At 42.1% G+C, this 21001-nt stretch carries 16 protein-coding genes, 1 riboswitch and 1 other annotated feature; of the genes, 2 read left to right on the top strand and 14 right to left on the bottom strand.

What is annotated here, in order from left to right:
• Nucleotide 1 precedes the first annotated feature (1 nt).
• The 14 genes from cysS to CSV73_RS04040 all read right to left on the bottom strand — a co-directional run bounded on the left by cysS (nucleotide 2) and on the right by CSV73_RS04040 (nucleotide 14909).
• On the bottom strand, nucleotides 2-1402 hold the full coding sequence (gene cysS, locus CSV73_RS04105) for a cysteine--tRNA ligase (RefSeq protein ID WP_099626722.1): 1401 nt from the start codon (nucleotides 1400-1402) through the stop codon (nucleotides 2-4).
• Nucleotides 1383-2057, bottom strand: coding sequence for a serine O-acetyltransferase (gene cysE, locus CSV73_RS04100; RefSeq protein WP_099626721.1), 675 nt, complete (start codon nucleotides 2055-2057; stop codon nucleotides 1383-1385). The genes cysS and cysE overlap by 20 nt, the downstream gene beginning before the upstream one ends.
• A 92-nt stretch (nucleotides 2058-2149) precedes the next feature.
• Nucleotides 2150-2364, bottom strand: a binding site (T-box leader).
• A 57-nt stretch (nucleotides 2365-2421) separates the two neighbouring features.
• Entirely contained in the window at nucleotides 2422-3882 is a 1461-nt protein-coding gene (gene gltX / locus CSV73_RS04095) for a glutamate--tRNA ligase (protein WP_099626720.1), read from the bottom strand.
• Between the two features lie 83 nt (nucleotides 3883-3965).
• Nucleotides 3966-4445, bottom strand: a complete 480-nt coding sequence (gene ispF, locus CSV73_RS04090; RefSeq protein ID WP_085132033.1) for a 2-C-methyl-D-erythritol 2,4-cyclodiphosphate synthase — start codon at nucleotides 4443-4445, stop codon at nucleotides 3966-3968.
• A gap of 13 nt (nucleotides 4446-4458) precedes the next feature.
• A complete protein-coding gene (ispD, locus tag CSV73_RS04085) occupies nucleotides 4459-5139 on the bottom strand; it encodes a 2-C-methyl-D-erythritol 4-phosphate cytidylyltransferase (protein ID WP_099626719.1) in 681 nt (226 codons plus the stop codon).
• A gap of 26 nt (nucleotides 5140-5165) precedes the next feature.
• Entirely contained in the window at nucleotides 5166-6254 is a 1089-nt protein-coding gene (locus CSV73_RS04080) for a PIN/TRAM domain-containing protein (RefSeq protein ID WP_085132035.1), read from the bottom strand.
• Between the two features lie 162 nt (nucleotides 6255-6416).
• Entirely contained in the window at nucleotides 6417-7787 is a 1371-nt protein-coding gene (gene radA, locus CSV73_RS04075) for a DNA repair protein RadA (protein WP_099626718.1), read from the bottom strand.
• A gap of 89 nt (nucleotides 7788-7876) precedes the next feature.
• Entirely contained in the window at nucleotides 7877-10324 is a 2448-nt protein-coding gene (locus CSV73_RS04070; protein ID WP_085132037.1) for an ATP-dependent Clp protease ATP-binding subunit, read from the bottom strand.
• 185 nt (nucleotides 10325-10509) lie between these two features.
• Nucleotides 10510-11598, bottom strand: coding sequence for a protein-arginine kinase McsB (mcsB, locus tag CSV73_RS04065; protein WP_099626717.1), 1089 nt, complete (start codon nucleotides 11596-11598; stop codon nucleotides 10510-10512).
• On the bottom strand, nucleotides 11588-12139 hold the full coding sequence (locus CSV73_RS04060) for a UvrB/UvrC motif-containing protein (RefSeq protein WP_099626716.1): 552 nt from the start codon (nucleotides 12137-12139) through the stop codon (nucleotides 11588-11590). The genes mcsB and CSV73_RS04060 overlap by 11 nt, the downstream gene beginning before the upstream one ends.
• 11 nt (nucleotides 12140-12150) lie before the next feature.
• Complete coding sequence (locus CSV73_RS04055) at nucleotides 12151-12621, bottom strand: CtsR family transcriptional regulator (RefSeq protein ID WP_029053306.1); 471 nt, start codon at nucleotides 12619-12621, stop codon at nucleotides 12151-12153.
• A gap of 360 nt (nucleotides 12622-12981) precedes the next feature.
• Nucleotides 12982-13983, bottom strand: a complete 1002-nt coding sequence (bioB, locus tag CSV73_RS04050; protein ID WP_143560927.1) for a biotin synthase BioB — start codon at nucleotides 13981-13983, stop codon at nucleotides 12982-12984.
• Nucleotides 13983-14582, bottom strand: coding sequence for a biotin transporter BioY (locus tag CSV73_RS04045; RefSeq protein WP_099626715.1), 600 nt, complete (start codon nucleotides 14580-14582; stop codon nucleotides 13983-13985). Before CSV73_RS04045 ends, bioB begins: the two co-directional genes overlap by 1 nt.
• 129 nt (nucleotides 14583-14711) lie before the next feature.
• On the bottom strand, nucleotides 14712-14909 hold the full coding sequence (locus tag CSV73_RS04040) for a hypothetical protein (protein ID WP_085132042.1): 198 nt from the start codon (nucleotides 14907-14909) through the stop codon (nucleotides 14712-14714).
• A gap of 164 nt (nucleotides 14910-15073) precedes the next feature.
• Nucleotides 15074-15185: riboswitch (SAM riboswitch) on the top strand.
• An 82-nt stretch (nucleotides 15186-15267) separates the two neighbouring features.
• Here CSV73_RS04040 and CSV73_RS04035 point away from each other — a divergent pair.
• Nucleotides 15268-17127: a bifunctional homocysteine S-methyltransferase/methylenetetrahydrofolate reductase gene (locus CSV73_RS04035; protein ID WP_099626714.1), complete on the top strand. Its 1860-nt coding sequence runs from the start codon at nucleotides 15268-15270 to the stop codon at nucleotides 17125-17127.
• Entirely contained in the window at nucleotides 17108-20545 is a 3438-nt protein-coding gene (gene metH / locus CSV73_RS04030; protein WP_099626713.1) for a methionine synthase, read from the top strand. The genes CSV73_RS04035 and metH overlap by 20 nt, the downstream gene beginning before the upstream one ends.
• Nucleotides 20546-21001 lie beyond the last annotated feature (456 nt).

Genomic DNA, 21001 nt, shown 5'->3' with positions numbered 1-21001 from the left:
GTTATCCTCTTTTCCAGCGAGTACCTTGCGCTGTATCTTCTAAAATAATCCCTCGCACTTTTAGTTCATCACGAATTTCATCCGACCGTGCAAAATCACGATTTTTCCGAGCATCAAGACGTTCCTGGATCAATTTATCCACTTCATCATCCACTAATTCATCCGCGCTATCAAAAGGCAATCCAAGTACACCCATTAACAGATCAAACGCTTCTATGAATTGCTGAAGTACGTGACGGTCTGTATTTTTCTCAAGCAAGTAAACATTTGCCTGTTTGGACAGTTCAAAAATTGACGCGATTGCATTAGCAGTATTGAAGTCATCATCCATTGATTTCTCAAATGCGTTAACTTGGTCGCTGATCTTATTTAACCATGACTCGGAATTTTCCGCTAGATCCGCCGAAATCGTCAGACGATGCTGCAAGTTGCTGTACGAAGTCCGGATACGCTCCAATCCATTCGCCGCACTCTCTACAAGTTCCTGTGCAAAGTTGACCGGATGACGATAGTGCACAGATAGCATGAAGAAACGCAGTACCTTCGGGTCGATTTGCTTACGAATATCATGTACCAAAATAAAGTTACCTAAAGACTTTGACATTTTTTCATTATCAATATTGATATACCCGTTATGCATCCAATAGTTGGCGAAAGTTTTGCCTGTAGCTGCTTCAGACTGCGCGATTTCATTTTCATGGTGCGGGAATGTTAAATCTTGCCCACCTGCATGAATATCAATGGTATCCCCGAGAAGTTGCTTGGCCATTACCGAACATTCGATATGCCACCCCGGACGCCCCTTGCCCCACGGACTATCCCACGAAATTTCTTCTCTTTTTGCCGATTTCCAAAGTGCAAAATCAAGAGGATCTGTTTTGATGGCGTTTTCTTCCACCCGCGCACCTACTTTTAGTTCATCAATAGATTGGTGTGAAAGTTTCCCATAGCCTTCGAATTCACGTGTACGGAAATAGACATCTCCATAAGACTCGTAGGCAAATCCTTTATCGATAAGAACTTGGATGAATTCCACAATGTCATGAATATGCTCAGTTACTCGAGGATGTGCAGTTGCTACTTCACAACCGAGAGCACTAACATCTTCGTGATACGCCGCAATGAAACGCTCGGTTAACTCTCCAACTTCTTCATTTAATTCATTCGCCGCTTTAATAATTTTGTCGTCTACGTCCGTGAAGTTCGAGACGTAATTCACCTCATACCCCCGGTATTCCAAGTAGCGGCGAATCGTGTCAAATGCAATCACAGGACGAGCGTTTCCGATATGAATATAGTTATAAACGGTCGGTCCACAGACATACATTTTAACCTTTCCTTCTTCTATTGGAATAAACTTTTCTTTCTTACGTGTCAATGTATTATAAAGTTGAATGCTCATGTAAATCTCCTTCTTTTTCATTCATAGTTTCCAACTGCTCAGTACGCAGCTTTAACTCCTGAATTTGCTTTTCTAATCGCTTGATTTCATCCGCAATCGGATCTTGCGTAGAATGATCCAGTTTACTTTTCACACGTACCCCATTTGAAATAACGATCTTCCCTGGTATCCCAACCACTGTAGAGTTGGGCGGCACTTCTTTCAAAATGACCGAACCCGCTCCTACCTTACTATTCTCACCGATCGTGATGGAACCAAGTACTTTGGCACCTGACGCAACCAATACATTATCACAGAGCGTCGGATGTCGCTTACCGCCTTCTTTACCCGTCCCGCCCAATGTGACTCCTTGATACAGTGTCACATCATCACCAATTTCACATGTTTCTCCTATTACTACACCCATCCCATGATCGATGAAAAGACGTCTACCTATCACGGCTCCAGGATGAATTTCGATACCCGTAAAGAATCTGCTAACTTGCGATACTACACGGGCCAAGAAACGGAAATTACGCTTATAAAACACATGTGCAATACGGTGCATCCAAATTGCATGCAACCCCGAATACGTTAAGACTACTTCAATCGTGCTGCGGGCTGCCGGATCTTGATCGAAAATACACCGAATATCTTCTTTCATACGTTTGAACAATGAACTTCCCCCTTTTTTCTCTTTCACATGACGGTGGTTTCCACTATAGAAAAATTTTGTGAGATAAAAAAAGCGCCCCCGTCACTTATGATGACAGAGACGCATTAAATGCGTGGTTCCACTCCGCTTGAGAACTTAATCGTCCCCCGCTTAATGTCTTTAACGCAGACTATACGTATGGCCTACTAACAGTTTCGGCTCATCGCTCAAAGGTGCATTTCGATAGTGAACGACTCAGGTCATTTCCAGCCTAGATGACCCTCTCTACAGAGTATCCACTACGTACTTTCCTTCTCAACGCTTTATATATGGTAATTTCATATTAGGTTCATTTTACATAAATTCATTGAATTGTCAATATTGATTATTTTGCAAATCTTCCAACGCGTTGAATGATTTTTTCTTTACCGATCAGTGCAATTGCATCTGGTAGTTCAGGACCTGATGTCTGGCCAGTCGCCACAACACGTATAGGCATGAATAGGTTCTTGCCTTTATGTCCCGTTTCTTTTTGAACTGCTTTAATAGCCGCTTTAATGGATGGCGCGTCGAAAGTTTCTAATTCTTCAAGTTGCTTCTTAAGCGAAGTCATCACTTCAGGCACTTGTTCACCAGCTAAAATTTCCGATGCTATTTCATCATATTCCAATGTATCCTGGAAGAACTGGGCAGATAACTCGACGATTTCAGCACCAAAGCTTAATTGTCCATGATATAGCGCGATCAAATCGTGAACCCATGCTTGTTCTTCAGCAGACATATTTTCAGAAACCAATCCCGCCGCTTGTAGATGAGGCAATGTTAATTCAATTACTTCTTCCAAAGACAGTTTTTTTATATATTGATTATTCATCCACGTCAGCTTATCCGTGTCGAACATAGAAGGTGATTTTGATAAGCGAGACTCATCAAATTGTTTCACAAGTTCGTCATGTGAGAAGATCTCCTCTTCTCCAACAGGCGACCAACCAAGCAAAGAGAAGAAATTAAACATTGCTTCCGGCAAATAACCTAAATCTTTGTATTGTGTAATGAATTGAATGATGGATTCATCACGTTTTGAAAGCTTTTTACGTTCTTCATTGACAATCAGCGTCATATGACCAAATCGCGGATGTTCCCAACCGAATACATCAAATACCATTAGTTGCTTTGGTGTATTCGTCAAATGCTCTTCTCCGCGGAAAACATGGGAGATTTTCATCAAATGATCATCGACGACTACAGCAAAGTTATACGTAGGAATACCGTTCGTTTTAACCATAACCCAGTCACCGATGTCTTTTGATTCGAATGTTACCTCACCGCGCACAAGGTCATCAATTGTATACGTAACGTCTTTAGGAACGCGCATACGAATATTGTAAGGTTTCCCAGCGGCTTCATTTTCCGCTACTTGTTCAGCTGTCAAATTGCGACAAGTGCCATCATACATAGGCGCTGCGATTCCCGCTGCTTTCTGTGCGTCACGCTTTGCTTCTAACTCTTCAGGTGTACAGAAACATTTGTAAGCATGCCCTTTTTCGAGCATTTCATCTGCATACTTCTTATACAAATCCAGACGATCCATTTGACGGTACGGCCCATATTCTCCGCCAATATCAATTGATTCGTCATGATGGATACCGAGCCACGTCAAATTTTCAAGTTGTGACAGCTCACCACTTTCAATATTTCGTGCTGTATCCGTATCTTCAATACGAACAATGAATTTCCCGTCATAGTGGCGAGCGAACAAATAGTTGAATAACGCGGTCCGCGCGCCACCAATATGTAGTTGGCCTGTTGGACTTGGTGCATAACGCACTCGTACTTCTTGTGTCATATGATTTACCTCTCCGTTTCAAATTGATTACGTTCTTATATAATTTCCTATCTATTTTAGCACTGTAGAGGATGTTTTGAAAGTTACTGGTTTTTCATTAGTAAAATCGTTGCCATCGCTGCGATTCCTTCTTCGCGCCCAGGGAAACCTAGACGTTCCGTAGTCGTAGCTTTCACGTTCACTTGCGACAGATCCGCTTCAAGCAATTCCGCCACGCGTTCACGGATATCCCCAATATATGGTGCCATTTTCGGGCGCTGCGCAATAATCGTACAATCAATATTACCTAGACGATAACCTTCTTCTTTTACCATCGCCCACACTTTTTCCAATAAAACAGCAGAATCGGCGTCTTTAAACGCATCATCCGTATCAGGGAAATGTGTGCCAATATCCACTTTACCAATTGCACCAAGTGCAGCGTCTGTTACGGTATGCAACAACACATCCGCATCGGAGTGACCAATCAATCCTTTTGTGTGCGGAATGGTGATACCGCCGATAATAAGTGGTCTACCTTCTTCAAATGCATGTACATCAAAACCTTGTCCAATTCGAAACATGTGATTATTCCTCCTACTTTCTTCTGGCCAGTAAGATTTCACCTATAGCCAGATCTTCCTGGGTTGTCATTTTTACATTGTCATATGAGCTTTCCACCACTTGGACTTCGTGGCCAATCCGTTCCACTAGCATGGATTCATCCGTGCCCAGGAAACCGTCTTGAATGGCCGAGTCAGAGGCTTCTTTAAGCAATTTATATTGAAATGCTTGAGGCGTTTGTACAAGCCACAGCTTTTCACGATCCAACGTTTCTTTTACAGCACCAGCTTCCGCGTACTTAATTGTATCTTTCGCCTTAACTGCCGCTATAGCTGCACCTTTTTCATTAGCGGTACGCACCAGTTCGGTAATGACTGATGAATTTAAGAAAGGTCTAGCCGCGTCATGGACGAGAACAATACCTTCCTTTTCATAAGCAGAGATACAAGCCGCCACACTTTTTTGACGCTCACCACCACCCTTTACAAATGTAATAGGTTTCGCATGTTGATGCAGTTCAAGAATCTCTTCAATCACGGCTTGCTCTTCCGGCTTCACAGCCATAATGATTTCTTCACAATTGGGGTCTTCTTGAAACACACTTACTGTATGATACAAGATTGAATGCCCTCCAATTTTCAGGAAGAGTTTATTTTGTCCAGCACCCATTCGTTTGCCGCTTCCTGCAGCAGGAATCATCACTGTATATTTCACGTTTGTCACTCTGCTTTCTATGCTGGTTATCGACCCTTGGGTTTCGCAAAAATCATTCGTCCCGCGGATGTTTGCAATACACTTGTCACTACAACATCAATGGCATCCCCGATATGAGACCGACCATCTTCAATGACGATCATTGTGCCATCATCCAAGTATGCGACGCCTTGATTATGTTCTTTGCCGTCCTTGATGACGACCACATGCATTTCTTCACCCGGAATGACTACCGGTTTTACTGCATTAGCGAGATCGTTTATGTTCAAAACTGCAACACCATGCAAATCCGATACTTTATTTAAGTTGAAATCATTTGTTACAACTAGGCCATCCATTTTCTTCGCCAGTTTAACTAACTTTAGATCCACTTCGGCTACATTTGGAATATCTTCGTCCGTAATGAGCACTTGAGGGCCGTCATCATTTTGTAAACGTTTTAGAATATCCAGACCACGTCTACCTTTTGTTCGCTTCAACGTGTCAGATGAATCTGCTATATGCTGTAGTTCCGTCAGTACAAACTGAGGTACAACTAAAATTCCCTGTAAAAATCCTGTTGCCACTATATCCGCAATACGTCCATCGATAATGACGCTAGTATCTAATAATTTATATACATCTTTTTGTGGAGGAGTGACAACTGGTTCTGACGATTCTTTCCTTTTTGCTGTTGTCATGCGTAAATTAGAAAATGCATTAATGAATTCTTCCCATTTTTTAAAACCTACTTGGAAACCTAAATAACCGAGAAGAATAGACAATAATACAGGCACAACAGAAGACACTACCGGAAAACCGATAGCACTTAGTCCGAAACTGAATAAAAATGCAACGATTAATCCTACGACTAATCCAATTGTACCGAATAATAAATCCATGATCGGTGCTTTCAGAAGTCTTTCTTCAATCCATTTAATGAAATTTACAATCGGTTCAGTTAAAAATAAGCTTAATAAAAATAGAATGATGGCTCCTATAATTGCCTCCACATACGGGTTCTCTATAATGGGGCGAGATGTAAACTCAAACATAGCGAATAAGTACGGTAAAAATAATACACCGAGAGTTCCTCCGATTAATAAGAACGAAACTTGGACTACCTTTTTCAACATATTCTTCCACCTCCTTTTCTTTCTAATAGTATACAACGAATTATGGTTAGCCGCTTAGGTTAAGTGAGGAATTTCTGAAAATTCCTCACTTAACCTACTAGGACTATTTAAATTACAGGAAAGTTTCTTATCTTTCTACTTATCCCGTTGTATAAAAATTTATTATCTGAATGCCACTCCCAACGCCTCCGTTATAGTTTCAACTCCTACAACTTCAATCCCCTCCGGAACATCCCAACCACCCAGATTGGACGACGGAATGATAATGCGATCAAAACCAAGCTTCGCCGCCTCCGTAACGCGTTGTTCTATTCTAGATACCCTTCTAACCTCTCCTGTTAACCCTACTTCACCAACAAAACAATCCCGCGCCCCTACAGCCGTGTCACGATAGCTAGAAACGATACTTAGTAAGACTGCTAAATCAATGGCGGGTTCATCCAATTTAACACCGCCCGCAACCTTAATATACGCATCTTGTGTCTGCAATAGCATCCCTGCACGTTTTTCCAATACCGCCATCAATAATTGCACACGGTTTTGATCCAGTCCAGTCGCCATACGCTTCGGATAATTAAAACTTGATGCCGTCATTAATGCTTGAATTTCAACGAGTATCGGTCGTGTGCCTTCCATAGAAGCGACAATGGTAGAGCCCGCTCCACCTTGTGACCGCTCACGCAAAAACATTTCAGATGGATTTAAGACTTCCTTTAATCCCGCTTGCAACATTTCAAAAATGGCGATTTCATTGGTGGAACCAAAGCGATTTTTAACACTGCGTAAAATACGGTATGTATGGTGACGTTCTCCTTCAAAATATAGTACCGTATCCACCATATGCTCAAGCAATCGTGGTCCTGCAATCTGCCCTTCTTTCGTTACGTGACCTACGAGGAATATAGCAATGTTTTGCGTCTTTGCTATACGCATTAGTTCTGCGGTACATTCACGCACTTGAGATACACTCCCTGGCGCTGATGATACTTCTGGATGATGAACAGTCTGAATCGAGTCCACAATAACAAATCTCGGCTTCACATCGTCCACAGTTTCATTGATCATTGCGAGATCGGTTTCGGCATAAATATATAACTCGTCTGACTTCACACCTAAACGTTCTGCTCGTAACTTAGTTTGCTTAATCGATTCCTCTCCTGATATATATAGTACGCGCTGCTGTTGATTCGCAAGTAATGACGAGACTTGAAGCAATAATGTAGATTTCCCGATTCCCGGATCACCACCGATTAATATGAGCGAGCCCGGAACGATCCCCCCTCCAAGTACGCGGTTTAATTCCTCTAATTCCGTTTTGACACGGGGCTCTTCAGCCATTTCTACCTGACTGATCGGCAAAGCTTTCTGATTCATTCTTTCCCCGTGCTGAAATGCGGCACGCGGTCCTTTTTGCACAATCTCTACTTCTTCATCCATTGTGTTCCATTCTCCACAACCAGGGCAGCGCCCCATCCACTTAGCGGATTCATATCCACAAGAGCGGCACATGAACTTTGATTTACGCTTAGCCATATACTCTCTCCTTATCTTAAAATACGAAAAGGACAGCCCGCTACGCTTTTTAAAAACTAAGCGAGCGAGCTATCCGGTTTATCCTATTATTATTTTTCTGCTGCTACTGTTTGTTTTTCCGTACGTACGACAAACTGATTATCCTCTACATCAATGATTACTTTTTCACCCATCAGAACTTTACCTTCAAGTAACTCTTCAGATAATCGATCTTCCACATGTTTCTGTAATGCACGACGTAGTGGACGAGCCCCGTATTCAGGATCATATCCCTCTTCCGTAATCTTATCTTTAGCAGATTCAGTCAACACCAATTCGATGTCCTGTTCAGCCAAACGTTTTGCAAGTTCATCACTCATCAAGCTAACAATTTCACGTAAGTGCTCTTTCTCCAATGAGTGGAAGACAATCATATCATCTACACGGTTTAAGAACTCTGGTCTAAATGCTTTTTTCAACTCTGCAAGCATTTTCTCTTTCATATCATCATAATTGGACTCGCCATCCTGAATATTAAAGCCAACGTAACGGTTTTTCTTCAATTCCGTTGCCCCTACGTTAGAAGTCATGATGACTACCGTGTTACGGAAATCAACTGTACGTCCTTTAGAATCTGTCAGACGCCCATCTTCCAATACTTGCAATAAGATATTGAATACATCAGGGTGTGCCTTTTCAATTTCATCGAGTAGTACTACTGAATAAGGCTTACGGCGAACTTTCTCCGTTAACTGACCACCTTCTTCATAACCAACATAGCCGGGAGGTGATCCCACCAAACGAGATGTTGCATGCTTCTCCATATACTCTGACATGTCGATACGAATCATCGCATCTTCATCACCGAACATTACTTCTGCTAACGCGCGAGCTAGTTCAGTTTTACCTACACCAGTAGGGCCAAGGAAAATAAATGAACCAATTGGACGTTTAGGATCTTTTAACCCCGCACGTGCACGGCGGATTGCTTTGGAAATTGCTACAACAGATTCATTTTGACCAATGACGCGTTCATGTAGAATTTCTTCCATGTTAAGCAATTTAGCGGACTCTGTTTCTGCAATCTTGTCAACAGGAATTCCTGTCCACATCGCCACAACAGATGCGATATCATTTACTGTCACTTCGGATTCAGTCTGCCCTTGCTTTTCTTTCCAAGCCGCTTTCGTTGTTTCCAATTCTTCCTTCATCTTCTGCTCTTTATCACGGTAAGAAGCAGCTTTCTCAAATTCTTGGCTTTGTACGGCTGCATTCTTCTCGGAACGGATGGCCTCAAGCTTCACCTCGAGCTCCTTTAGGTTAGGAGGAGTTGTATACGAACGCAAGCGGACTTTCGAACCCGCTTCGTCAATTAAATCAATTGCTTTATCTGGTAAGAAACGGTCCGAGATATAACGATCAGACATCTTCGCTGCTGCTTCAACCGCTTCATCCGTAATCTTCACACGGTGGTGCGCTTCGTAACGGTCACGCAAGCCTTTAATGATCTGAATCGTTTCGTCTACGGATGGCTCATCGACTTGAATTGGTTGAAAACGTCGTTCAAGCGCTGCATCTTTTTCAATATATTTACGATATTCATCAAGTGTTGTAGCACCGATACATTGTAGTTCGCCGCGTGCAAGTGATGGCTTCAAGATATTGGATGCATCGATAGCACCCTCTGCTCCACCCGCACCAATCAATGTGTGCAATTCATCAATGAATAAAATGATGTTACCTGCTTGACGAATTTCTTCCATTACTTTCTTCATTCTATCTTCGAACTCACCACGGTATTTTGTACCTGCGACAACTGTACCCATATCCAGTGTCATAACGCGTTTGTCGCGCAAGATTTCCGGTACTTCATTACTTACGACTTGCTGCGCCAAGCCTTCTGCAATCGCTGTTTTACCTACACCCGGTTCCCCAATCAGTACTGGGTTGTTTTTCGTACGACGTGCCAATACTTCAATAACACGCGTGATTTCTTTGCTTCGCCCAATTACTGGATCTAATGTACCTTCACGTGCGATTTCAGTTAAATCTCGCGCTAAGCCATCTAATGTAGGTGTTGCTGCTGATGCAGAATTCGCTGGGTTTCCAACAGAACTTTCATCATTACCAAGCAATTGGAGTACTTGCTGGCGAGCTTTATTCAAGCTAACACCTGCATTATTCAGAACGCGTGCCGCCACACCTTCTCCTTCTCGAATTAAAGCCAATAAAATATGCTCAGTACCAATATAAGAATGTCCTAATTTGCGAGACTCATCAACAGATAATTCGATCACACGTTTTGCACGCGGAGTATAATGAACGATCGGACCCACATCTTTAGAGCCTACGCCTACTAAAATCTCTACTTCTCGTTCAATAGTATCTGCACTCACGCTAATTGCTTCAAGAGCTTTTGCCGCGATGCCGCCGCCTTCTCGAATCAATCCAAGTAGAATATGCTCAGTACCAATAGATTCATGCTTTAAACGAATAGCCTCTTCTTGAGCCAGTTGTAAAACTTTTTGTGCACGTTGTGTAAATCGATTAAACATCATATCCATTCCCCTCTTTCCTTCATCAGTGGACTATATTCTATGTTATGCAAAATAACGCATCCATGCTTTGTTTCATATAACTATATATATTCATGTCAGTTCGCGATACAACCTAATTCGCATATTGACTTTGACTATCTTTGATTAATTATAAATGCTATGAGTCTTTCTTGCAAAAACTTTGCTCATAACGGATCACTGTCTTTTTTTTGTGTAGCAGATCGTACTACGCCTAGCCGATCCCGGAATAATTGTGCACGAAGAATATCTCGTTCATCAGATGTTAACTCTGTCTCCGCGTATTGTTGGAGAAAACCTGGTTGCATGAAAATCATCAATTCATTCAAAATGGTCATATCAATATTTTCAATGATACCTAAATCAATACCCAAACGGACGTCAGACAAACATTTTGCTGCTTCCGCTGATGGTAAAATCCGCGAATGAGTCAGTGTGCCAAGTGCTCTAAATAATCTATTCTCTAAGTGAACTTCTGACTTAGCCAATAATAATTCACGGGATTTCTTTTCATGCGCAATCAAACGCTTTGAAATACTCCCTAAGTCTTTCAGTATTTCCTCTTCTGATTTGCCAAGTGTAATTTGATTGGAAACTTGATAAATATTGCCTAGCGCTTCACTGCCCTCTCCGTAACTTCCACGTACGACCATTCCAAGCCTTGATATCGCAGGAATAATTCGCTCGATTTGCTTAGTGATAGTTAATGCAGGTAAATGCATCATGACAGAAGCGCGCATTCCTGTACCTGTGTTAGATGGACAACTTGTCAAATAGCCGAATGTTTCATCGAAGGCATAGTTCAAATTCACTTCCAATTCGCTATCCACTTGATCAGCATGCTCATATGCCTGATCTATTTGAAAGCCTGGATAAATACATTGAATGCGAATATGATCTTCTTCATTCACCATAATACTGATCGTTTCATCTTCCGACAGCAAAACCGATCCATGTTTTTTAGGATTGATCAATTGCGGACTGACCAAGTGTTTCTCGACTAAAATTTGTCTTTCAAGTGGTGACAAATCTTTCATCGTGGTGCCTGTGAAGTGGTGATCCTGCATCGTCTCGACTGCTTGATTCAACGCTTGGCTTACACGGTTTGCATCTTCTTGTGAAGCATTTATAGGAAATAGATGATCTTGTAAATTACGAGCTAGCCGGATTCTTGTGGATAAGACAATGTCAGCATGCTCACCTTCCGCCACCATCCAACCCGTCAGTTCTTGTTTGAAGAATTTTTCAAATGACATGTTGATCATCACCCCCGTCGGACAGTTGCTGTTTCAACTGGTTCGCCTCATCCCGCAAAGTTGCCGCTTCTTCAAATCGTTCATTTTCTACAGCTTGCTGCATTTTCGTACGGATATCTTCTAGTTTTTTCTTTAAAGCAAAACGCTCATTAAGGGAAACCGGAATTTTTCCGCGGTGTTGGGTATGCCCATTATGCAATTTAGCAAACAACCTTGGTAGCTGTCCGCTGAATGCCACGTAACATGTAGCACAACCAAACTTTCCGATGTCAAGGAAACGATGGAAGGTCAAATCACAATTCGGACATTTCGGACCATCCGGTAATCTCTCATCGGCTTTTTGTTCTGAGAATAATTCTGATCCGCCCAACCAGTGTGCTAAAAATTGTTGAATTGATAACGGTTCCTGATCCGGACTGAATGAAAATGTTTGCGAGTAAAATGCACATTTATCACATAAATGGCGCTCAGTTTTATCATTTAAGGTGTCTTGTTTAAACACTACAGTAGCTGGTCGTTCTTTACAGTTTTCACAAAGCATTGAGATTCACCTCATTCTATCTCTTCATAAATTAATGTAACTAACATGGCGCGAAGAATACGCGAACGTAACGCATCCCGCTCAGGTAACATATAACGCAAAGTAGCACGGCCCACCGCAGCAAGCATCAGCTTAGCTTCACGTTCTGTAATGACTTCTTCTTCAATTAAACGGATGATGACATCTTCCGCCATAGTAGAAGACGCTTCACTCTCTAAAATCTCCAACGCTTGTTCAAGTAAATCCTTTCGGGAGTTGGTACGTACCCTGTAAATCCGGATATAGCCCCCGCCCCCTCGCTTAGACTCTACGGCGTAGCCTCTTTCGACTGTAAACCGGGTTTTGATTACGTAATTGATTTGTGATGGTACGCATTGGAATTTCTCGGCAATCTCATTTCTTTTGATTTCAATAGAAGCGCTATCTTCCTCTTCTATAATCGACTTCAAATATCCTTCTATAATGTCAGAAATATTACGCATCTCGTCACCTCATTTCGCTCGATCTTCTAGTTGACTTTGACTATCTTTGACTTGATTGTATCGCAGAAATTAGGTGGGATGCAATTCATTTGTTTATATGTATACCTTATTACGTCGAAAGAAAACCTATTGCTAGGTTGCCACATTTAGCTAATGATTATTCAATTAGTCTTGAGACAAAAACATGGCGGATAGGTTAGCACCGTTGTCCATCGTTCCAGACGGGTACTTTCTACTTACGGTGAACTACTGTAATCTTTCTATAGTGTATTCTAAACGAATAGTAAAAGACTGAAGTACAGATCCTTATAGTGGATTGTCTTCAGTCACAAAGTATACAAATAATTTTATTCATTTTATTTAAATAGTGATGGGTTCTTTGTTCAAAGGTTCCAAGTCAACTTCGAAGCCCATATCTTCAAGCATTTTTTGATCTTGATCGTTTTCTTGGCCGGCTGTTGTGAGGTAATCGCCGATAAAGATAGAGTTCGCAGCGTATAGGCCTAGTGGTTGTAGGCTTCTTAGATTAACTTCACGTCCACCTGAGATGCGGATTTCTTTGCTAGGATTAATGTAGCGGAACAGACACAGGACTTTTAAGCAGTAACGTGGCTCCAGTTCTGATGTCCCTTCTAATGGAGTTCCATCCACTGCATGCAGGAAGTTTACAGGTATTGAGTCTGCATCCAGTTCGTTTAGGCTACGCGCCATGGAGATGATATCTTGCTTTGTTTCACGCATGCCGACGATGACACCTGAACATGGAGATATGCCTGCTTCTTTGGCAAGTCCTACAGTATTTACCCGATCATCGTATGTATGCGATGTAGTAATACTTTCGTGATGCTCTGCAGAAGTGTTCAAGTTGTGGTTGTAGCGATCGACTCCTGCCTCTTTCAAACGAGTCGCTTGTCCTGGTTTCAAAATACCTAGACAAGCACATACCGTCATGCCTTTGTGTTTCTCTTTAATCTGTTTAACAGAATCAATGACAATGTCCAGTTCACTGTCACGCGGTCCCCGTCCACTTGCTACAATGCAATAGGTGCCCGCTTTATTAGCAGCAGCACGTTCTGCACCTTCTAGTATTTCTTCCGATTTCATCATCGCATACTTTTCGACAGGTGCTTTTGAAATGATGGATTGTGCGCAATACCCACAGTTTTCTGGACATAATCCTGATTTCGTATTGATGATCATATTTAACTTCACTTTATTTCCAAAATAATGCGATCGAATTGAATACGTTGCGTGCAGTAATAATAGTAAATCTTCATCTGGGCTATTTAATATTGCGAGTGATTCCTCATCAGTCAATACATAACCTTCAAGTACTTGTGTAGCCAATCTTTGGTAGTTCATTATAACGTACGCCTCACTTTCAAGTGTTTTGACATTCTAAACGCGAATACGCCTGACAATACAGCAAGAATTAAATCTTTTGGCAGTGGAGGCATCATCCATAGCCAAGCAATCTTATAGGTAAACACGTCGGGTGCAGCAGCCCACATCTTGTACGCAAAATACATCCAACTTGTGCCTAGTATATAGTTGATTGCTGTAGCGACCAATGCTGCGGTAATAAAAGCAGACATGGTGTGTTTTCGCTCTACAATCTTTCCCGCTACATAAGCGATCAGAATAAATGTGAGAATAAAGCCAAACGTCGGACTCAAGATCTGACCGAAGCCTCCAGAAAATTTAGCAAAAACCGGCGCACCCGCTAGCCCTATTAACATATAAACCGTCATCGATAACGCACCTAGACGACTGCCAAGTAATAGTCCTGATAAGATTGCGAAAAATGTTTGCAATGTGATGGGTACTCCACCAACTACTAAAAACGGCACGAAGGATGTAATATTCGCTCCAATCATCATTAACGCTGCGAACATCCCACTGTAGACAATAGTTAATGCGCTAAATCTACTTACCGCTCGTCTCTCTGTTGCTATTGTCATTACGACACCTCTTTTTATATTAGTTACCTCACAAATAATATCGGTTAACTCATTTATTGTCAACACAATTTATTATTTAGTTAACCAATAAAAGTAGACAAAAAAAGACTGCAGCATCACGCTGACAGTCTACTTCTTCTCATCAATCTGTTCTTCTTTTTCTTTTCGAAACAAAACACTTGAGATTAATCCACTAAATATAGCAGCCGCTATCGTAATGTACACACGCATATCATAAGCAACTTCCTCGTAACTATTGCCTATCATAATCCAAGCAAGTGTACCTACAAGAACAGCGATTGGAAATGAGTATTTAAAGAATCGCATAATTCCTCACCTTTTTGAGTTGATTCTTGTATTTTATCATATATGCCACAATTTCTCTATGCTCTAACTCCGCACTTTGAACTTCACCAAACGTTCACTTGACGGTATCCAACAAAGCCGCTATGATATGGTTAGAATAATCGAAATAATTGAATAAGAATCATATCTTATCAAGAGAAGCCGAGGGACTGGCCCGTCGACGCTTCAGCAACCAGCCATTTTGGCAAGGTGCTACTTCCAGCAGTCTGTCAAATCGACACACTGAAAAGATGAGAGGGAACTAGTCATTGAGATTACAAAGCCTTCTAATATACTTGAAGGCTTTTTTTGATTAAAAAAAGCAAAGGGAGATGGAATTATGTCATTGCTCGAGAAACTACAAACAAATGTCCTAACGGCAGATGGTGCAATGGGGACGATTTTATATTCTTACGGAATTGATTACTGTTATGAAGAACTAAACATAGAAAAGCCTGAAATTATAGAGCAAATTCACCAAGATTACATCTCAGCCGGTGCAGATATTATCCAGACAAACACTTACAGTGCGAACGCAAACAAATTAGCTCGCTACGGTCTAGAAAGTCATGTTACAGAATTCAATAAGGCAGCTATGAAAATTGCAAAACGTGCAGCGGCACCTGGGGGGCAATTTGTACTTGGAACAATAGGCGGCTTGCGGGGGATACGTAAAAGCGATGCTACATTGGATGAAATAGAAAAAGTCGTACTAGAACAAGCCAATGCATTATTGGCAGGTGATCCTGATGGTCTTCTATTAGAGACGTATTATGACTTTGAAGAGTTATCATCCGTAGTTACAACATTAAAGAAAATCACGGATGTCCCATTGATTGCACAAGTTTCTATGCATGATCCCGGCGTATTGCAGAACGGACTTTCATTAAACGCCGCACTTCATCAGCTCGAGTCTCTTGGAGCAGATATCGTAGGAGTCAATTGTCGATTAGGTCCTTACCACACGATTCAAGCATTCGATAATGTGACATTACCGGAAAAAGCATTTTTATCCGCATATCCAAACGCCAGTCTATTAGATGTTGAGGATGGCCGTATTGTCTATGAATCAGAAGCAGAATACTTTGGACGCGCTGCCGTATTACTTCGTGATCAAGGCGTTCGGCTGATTGGTGGATGTTGCGGGACAACACCTAAGCATATTAAAGCTGCGAAAACACAGTTAGCGCGACTGACACCTATCACAGAAAAGGTTGTACAACCGGCAAAACCTATCGTGATTCATGAAGCGGGTCCTGCAAAACATCAACCTCTTCATGAAAAAGCGAAAACAGAGCGTACAGTAATTGTAGAACTAGATACACCACGCCACTTGGAAACGGACGATTATATCAAAGGTGCAAATATGTTATATGACGCTGGAGTTGACGCTATAACAATGGCAGATAATTCACTTGCTTCCCCTCGCATCAGCAACATGGCGATGGGCTCGATCGTTAAGATGCAACATAATATCCGCCCGCTTGTACACTTAACGTGTCGGGATCACAATCTTATCGGCTTACAATCACATTTGATGGGGCTTGATGCATTAGGTATTCACGATATCCTAGCTGTAACAGGCGATCCGACAAAAGTTGGGGACTTCCCCGGTGCTACAAGTGTCTACGATGTATCCAGCATGGAGTTATTGCAATTGATTAAGAAATTGAATGAAGGGATTTCATTCTCTGGTAAGCCGTTGCGCAAGAAAGCCAGCTTCTCCATTTCAGCAGCTTTCAATCCGAACGTACGTGTAATCGATCGTGCTGTACAACGGCTTGAGAAGAAAATTGAAGCGGGTGCGGACTATTTCATCACTCAGCCAGTTTATACGAAAGAAAAGATTATCGATGTATATGAAGCAACAAAACACTTGGATACACCGATCTTCATCGGTATCATGCCATTGACGAATATACGAAATGCAGAGTTCCTGCATCACGAGGTACCGGGCATCAAGCTTTCAGAAGATGTGTTGGAAAGAATGCGTGAATGCGGAGAGGATCGCGAAAGATCAACTGAAACAGGTCTTGAAATCGCAAAAGAATTGATAGATACAGCGGCACAATATTTTAATGGGCTGTATCTCATCACACCATTCCTGCGCTACGATATGACATTAGAGTTGTATGAGTATATTAAGAAAATAGACCAGCAGAAGGAGAGGGAATTAACACATGCAGAGACATCCTATTGAAGAACAACTAGATAAACGAATCCTGATCATTGATGGTGCGATGGGGACGATGCTGCAAGCGGAAGATTTCTCGACGGAAGACTTCGGCGGAGAAGAATATGATGGATGTAATGAATACATGAGTGTGTTGCGCCCCGACGTCTTGGAGAAAATTCACGATGAATATTTAGAAGCCGGTGCTGATATCATTTGTACGAATACATTTGGCGGCACTCCCCTAGTACTAAATGAATTTTCACTTGGTCATCGTGCAGATGAAATTAATGCAAAGTCTGTAGAGATAGCGAAAAAAAGTGCGGCGAAGTTTTCTACTCCAGAATGGCCACGTTTTGTCGCAGGTGCGATCGGACCTACGACAAAAACGCTTTCGGTCACGGGCGGTATTACGTTCGATGAACTATCCAATGATTTCTATGTACAGGCTAAAGCGCTTATAGAAGCAGGCAGTGATTTGATACTGATGGAAACGAGTCAGGATATGCTGAATGTGAAAGCTGGAACAATTGGTATTAAAAAGGCATTTGAAGAGCTTGGACGCGAAATTCCTATCATGATTTCAGGTACGATCGAACCGATGGGTACAACACTTGCTGGACAAAGTATTGAAGCATTCTATATTTCCATTGAACACGTCCATCCACTTTCGGTGGGTTTAAACTGTGCGACAGGTCCAGAATTCATGACGGACCATTTGCGTTCATTATCGGACTTAGCGACAAGCTACGTAACCTGCTATCCAAATGCGGGATTGCCAGATGAGGAAGGACATTATCATGAATCTCCTGAATCACTATCGAAAAAACTGGAAGGCTTCGCTGAAAAAGGTTGGTTGAACATGGTGGGCGGCTGCTGCGGTACAACGCCTGATCATATTCGCGCAATACGTGAGGTAGTTAAAGATAAGGCTCCACGCAAGATGCCCGAAAACCCTCATGGTCATGCTATTTCAGGGATTGAACCTTTGCTTTACGACGATACATTGCGTCCATTATTAATTGGTGAACGTACAAACGTTATCGGTTCACGTAAATTCAAACAACTAATTGTAGAGGAAAAGTTTGAAGAAGCTGCTGAAATCGCACGAGCACAAGTAAAACGTGGTGCTCACGTATTAGATATTTGTCTTGCGAACCCTGACCGTGATGAATTGTACGATATGACTCGTTTCATGAAAGAAGTCGTGAAAAAAGTCAAAGTTCCTCTTGTCATCGACTCTACGGACGAAAACGTTATTGCGGAGGCGCTGAAATTTTCGCAAGGTAAAGCAATCATTAACTCTATTAACTTAGAAGATGGTGAAGAACGCTTTGATGCTGTACTTCCTTTAGTAAAAAAATATGGAGCAGCTGTCGTTGTAGGAACGATTGATGAAATCGGGATGGCAGTTACGAGAGAACGTAAACTAGAAGTCGCCTTGCGTTCTTATGATTTACTCGTCAATAAATGGGAGATCCCACCAGAAGATATCATTTTTGATCCACTTGTCTTCCCTGTTGGTACAGGCGACGCGCAATACATCGGATCAGCGGTGGAGACGATTGAAGGAATTCGATTAATCAAAGAAAAACTACCGCGCACCTTAACGACTCTCGGTGTCAGCAACGTATCTTTCGGGTTACCTCCTGTTGGTCGTGAAGTGTTGAATGCCGTGTATTTGTATCACTGTACACAAGCAGGTCTAGATTACGCGATTGTAAATACAGAGAAACTTGAACGCTTTGCATCGATTCCAGAAGCAGAAATCAAGCTGGCAAACGACTTGCTGTTTACAACAACTGATGAAACATTAGCTGAGTTTACGGATTTCTATCGTGGGAAGAAAAAAGAAAAGTCAGAAGATGACATTCCAAAAACCGTGCCTGATCGTCTTGCATACTATGTAGTGGAAGGTACAAAAGAAGGTTTAATTCCTGACTTGGAAACAGCTTTAAAGACATATGATGAACCACTCGATATCATCAATGGTCCTTTAATGAAAGGAATGGCTGAAGTTGGACGACTATTCAATGATAACCAACTGATCGTAGCTGAAGTTCTTCAAAGTGCTGAAGTCATGAAAGCTTCTGTTTCCTATCTTGAACAATTTATGGATAAGAAAGAAGACGATAGTGGGAAAGGCAAGATTATTCTTGCAACTGTAAAAGGTGACGTACATGATATCGGAAAAAACCTCGTGGAAATCATCTTAAGTAATAACGGATTTAAAGTAATAGACATCGGTATTAAAGTTACTCCAGCTGCATTAATTGAAGTAATTCGTAAAGAAAAACCAGACATCGTAGGACTATCAGGACTTCTTGTAAAGTCTGCACAACAGATGGTGTTGACGGCACAGGACTTTAAGGCAGCAGGAATTGACACACCGGTAATGGTAGGTGGAGCTGCATTAACAAGACGCTTTACTGAAACAAAGATTGCACCCGAGTATGACGGCCCTGTTATTTTTGCAAAAGACGCGATGCAAGGCCTTGATTTAGCAAACCGTCTCCAAAGTAATGACAAAGGCACGCTACTCGAGGAATTAGCAGATAGTATAGAGAAACGTGAAACCAATGATGCGATTAAAGCAAGTCGAGGTACTTCAGCGGTTGCAGTGAAGCCACGTCCTGTGAAAACGGTACGCACCGATGTTCCTGTATTCACCCCAACTGATTTACGCAGACGGGTCGTGAAAGATTACTCGGTTGCCCACCTACATCCTTACGTAAATATGCGTACACTTATTGGTCACCACTTAGGCCTACGAGGAAATGTCGATAAAATGCTTGAAAGAAAAGAAGAACGCGCAGTACAACTTCATGAAATGGTGACTGGATTCTTGAAGTCCGACAAGATGAGAGCTTCCGGTATTTATCAATTCTTCCCAGCCCAAGCAGACGGCGATGACGTAATCATTTATGATCCGAAAGATTCAAAAACTGAAATTGAACGATTTACGTTCCCGCGTCAAGAAAAAGATCCGTTCCTATGTTTGGCTGATTACTTGAAAACAGTGCAAAGTGGCGAAATGGACTACGTTGCATTCATGCAAGTGACCGCTGGTAAAGGGGTCCGTGATTATGCAAACAAACTGAAGGAAGAAGGGAAATTCCTTGAAAGCCACGCATTCCAAGCAACTGCATTGGAATTAGCGGAAGGTTTCGCTGAACGGATTCACCAAGAAATTCGTGATCAATGGGGATTCCCTGACCCAACAGACTTTACCATGCTCGAACGTTTCGCAGCTAAATACCAAGGTCAGCGATTCTCATTCGGCTACCCTGCTTGTCCAAATCTAGAAGATCAAGCTAAACTCTTCGGCCTCATCAAACCGGAAGATCACGGCGTCGTGCTAACCGAAGAATTCATGATGGAACCAGAAGCATCCGTATCAGCCATCGTCTTCGCACACCCCGACGCACGATACTTTAACGCATAACCCTAATGCTAAAAGCGCCGTCTAGACTCGACAGGCGTTGGAAGAAATACCACAAAGGTGCTCTTTACCTTTTTGGTATTTCTGAAACGTCCCGAGAGTCTGGCGCTTGAAGCTGGATGACCCTAATGCTAAAAGCGCCGTCTAGACTCGATAGGCGTTGGAAGAAATACCACAAAGGTGCTCTTTACCTTTTTGGCATTTCTGAAACGTCCCGAGAGTCTGGCGCTTGAAGCTGGATGACCCTAATGCTAAAAGCGCCGTTTAGACTCGACAGGCGGTGGAGGAAATACCACAAAGGTGCTCTTTACCTTTTTGGTATTTCTGAAACGTCCCGAGAGTCTGGCGCTTGAAGCTGGATGACCCTAATGCTAAAAGCGCCGTCTAGACTCGACAGGCGTTGGAGGAAATAAAAGAATCCGCCATCTCTGAAATACTAGAGTTGGCGGATTCTTCGTA

Origin of the sequence: Sporosarcina sp. P1 (assembly GCF_002743155.1) — a bacterium.
GTDB classification, from domain to species: domain Bacteria; phylum Bacillota; class Bacilli; order Bacillales_A; family Planococcaceae; genus Sporosarcina; species Sporosarcina ureae_B.
This window is presented reverse-complemented; position numbering and strand designations above follow the sequence as displayed.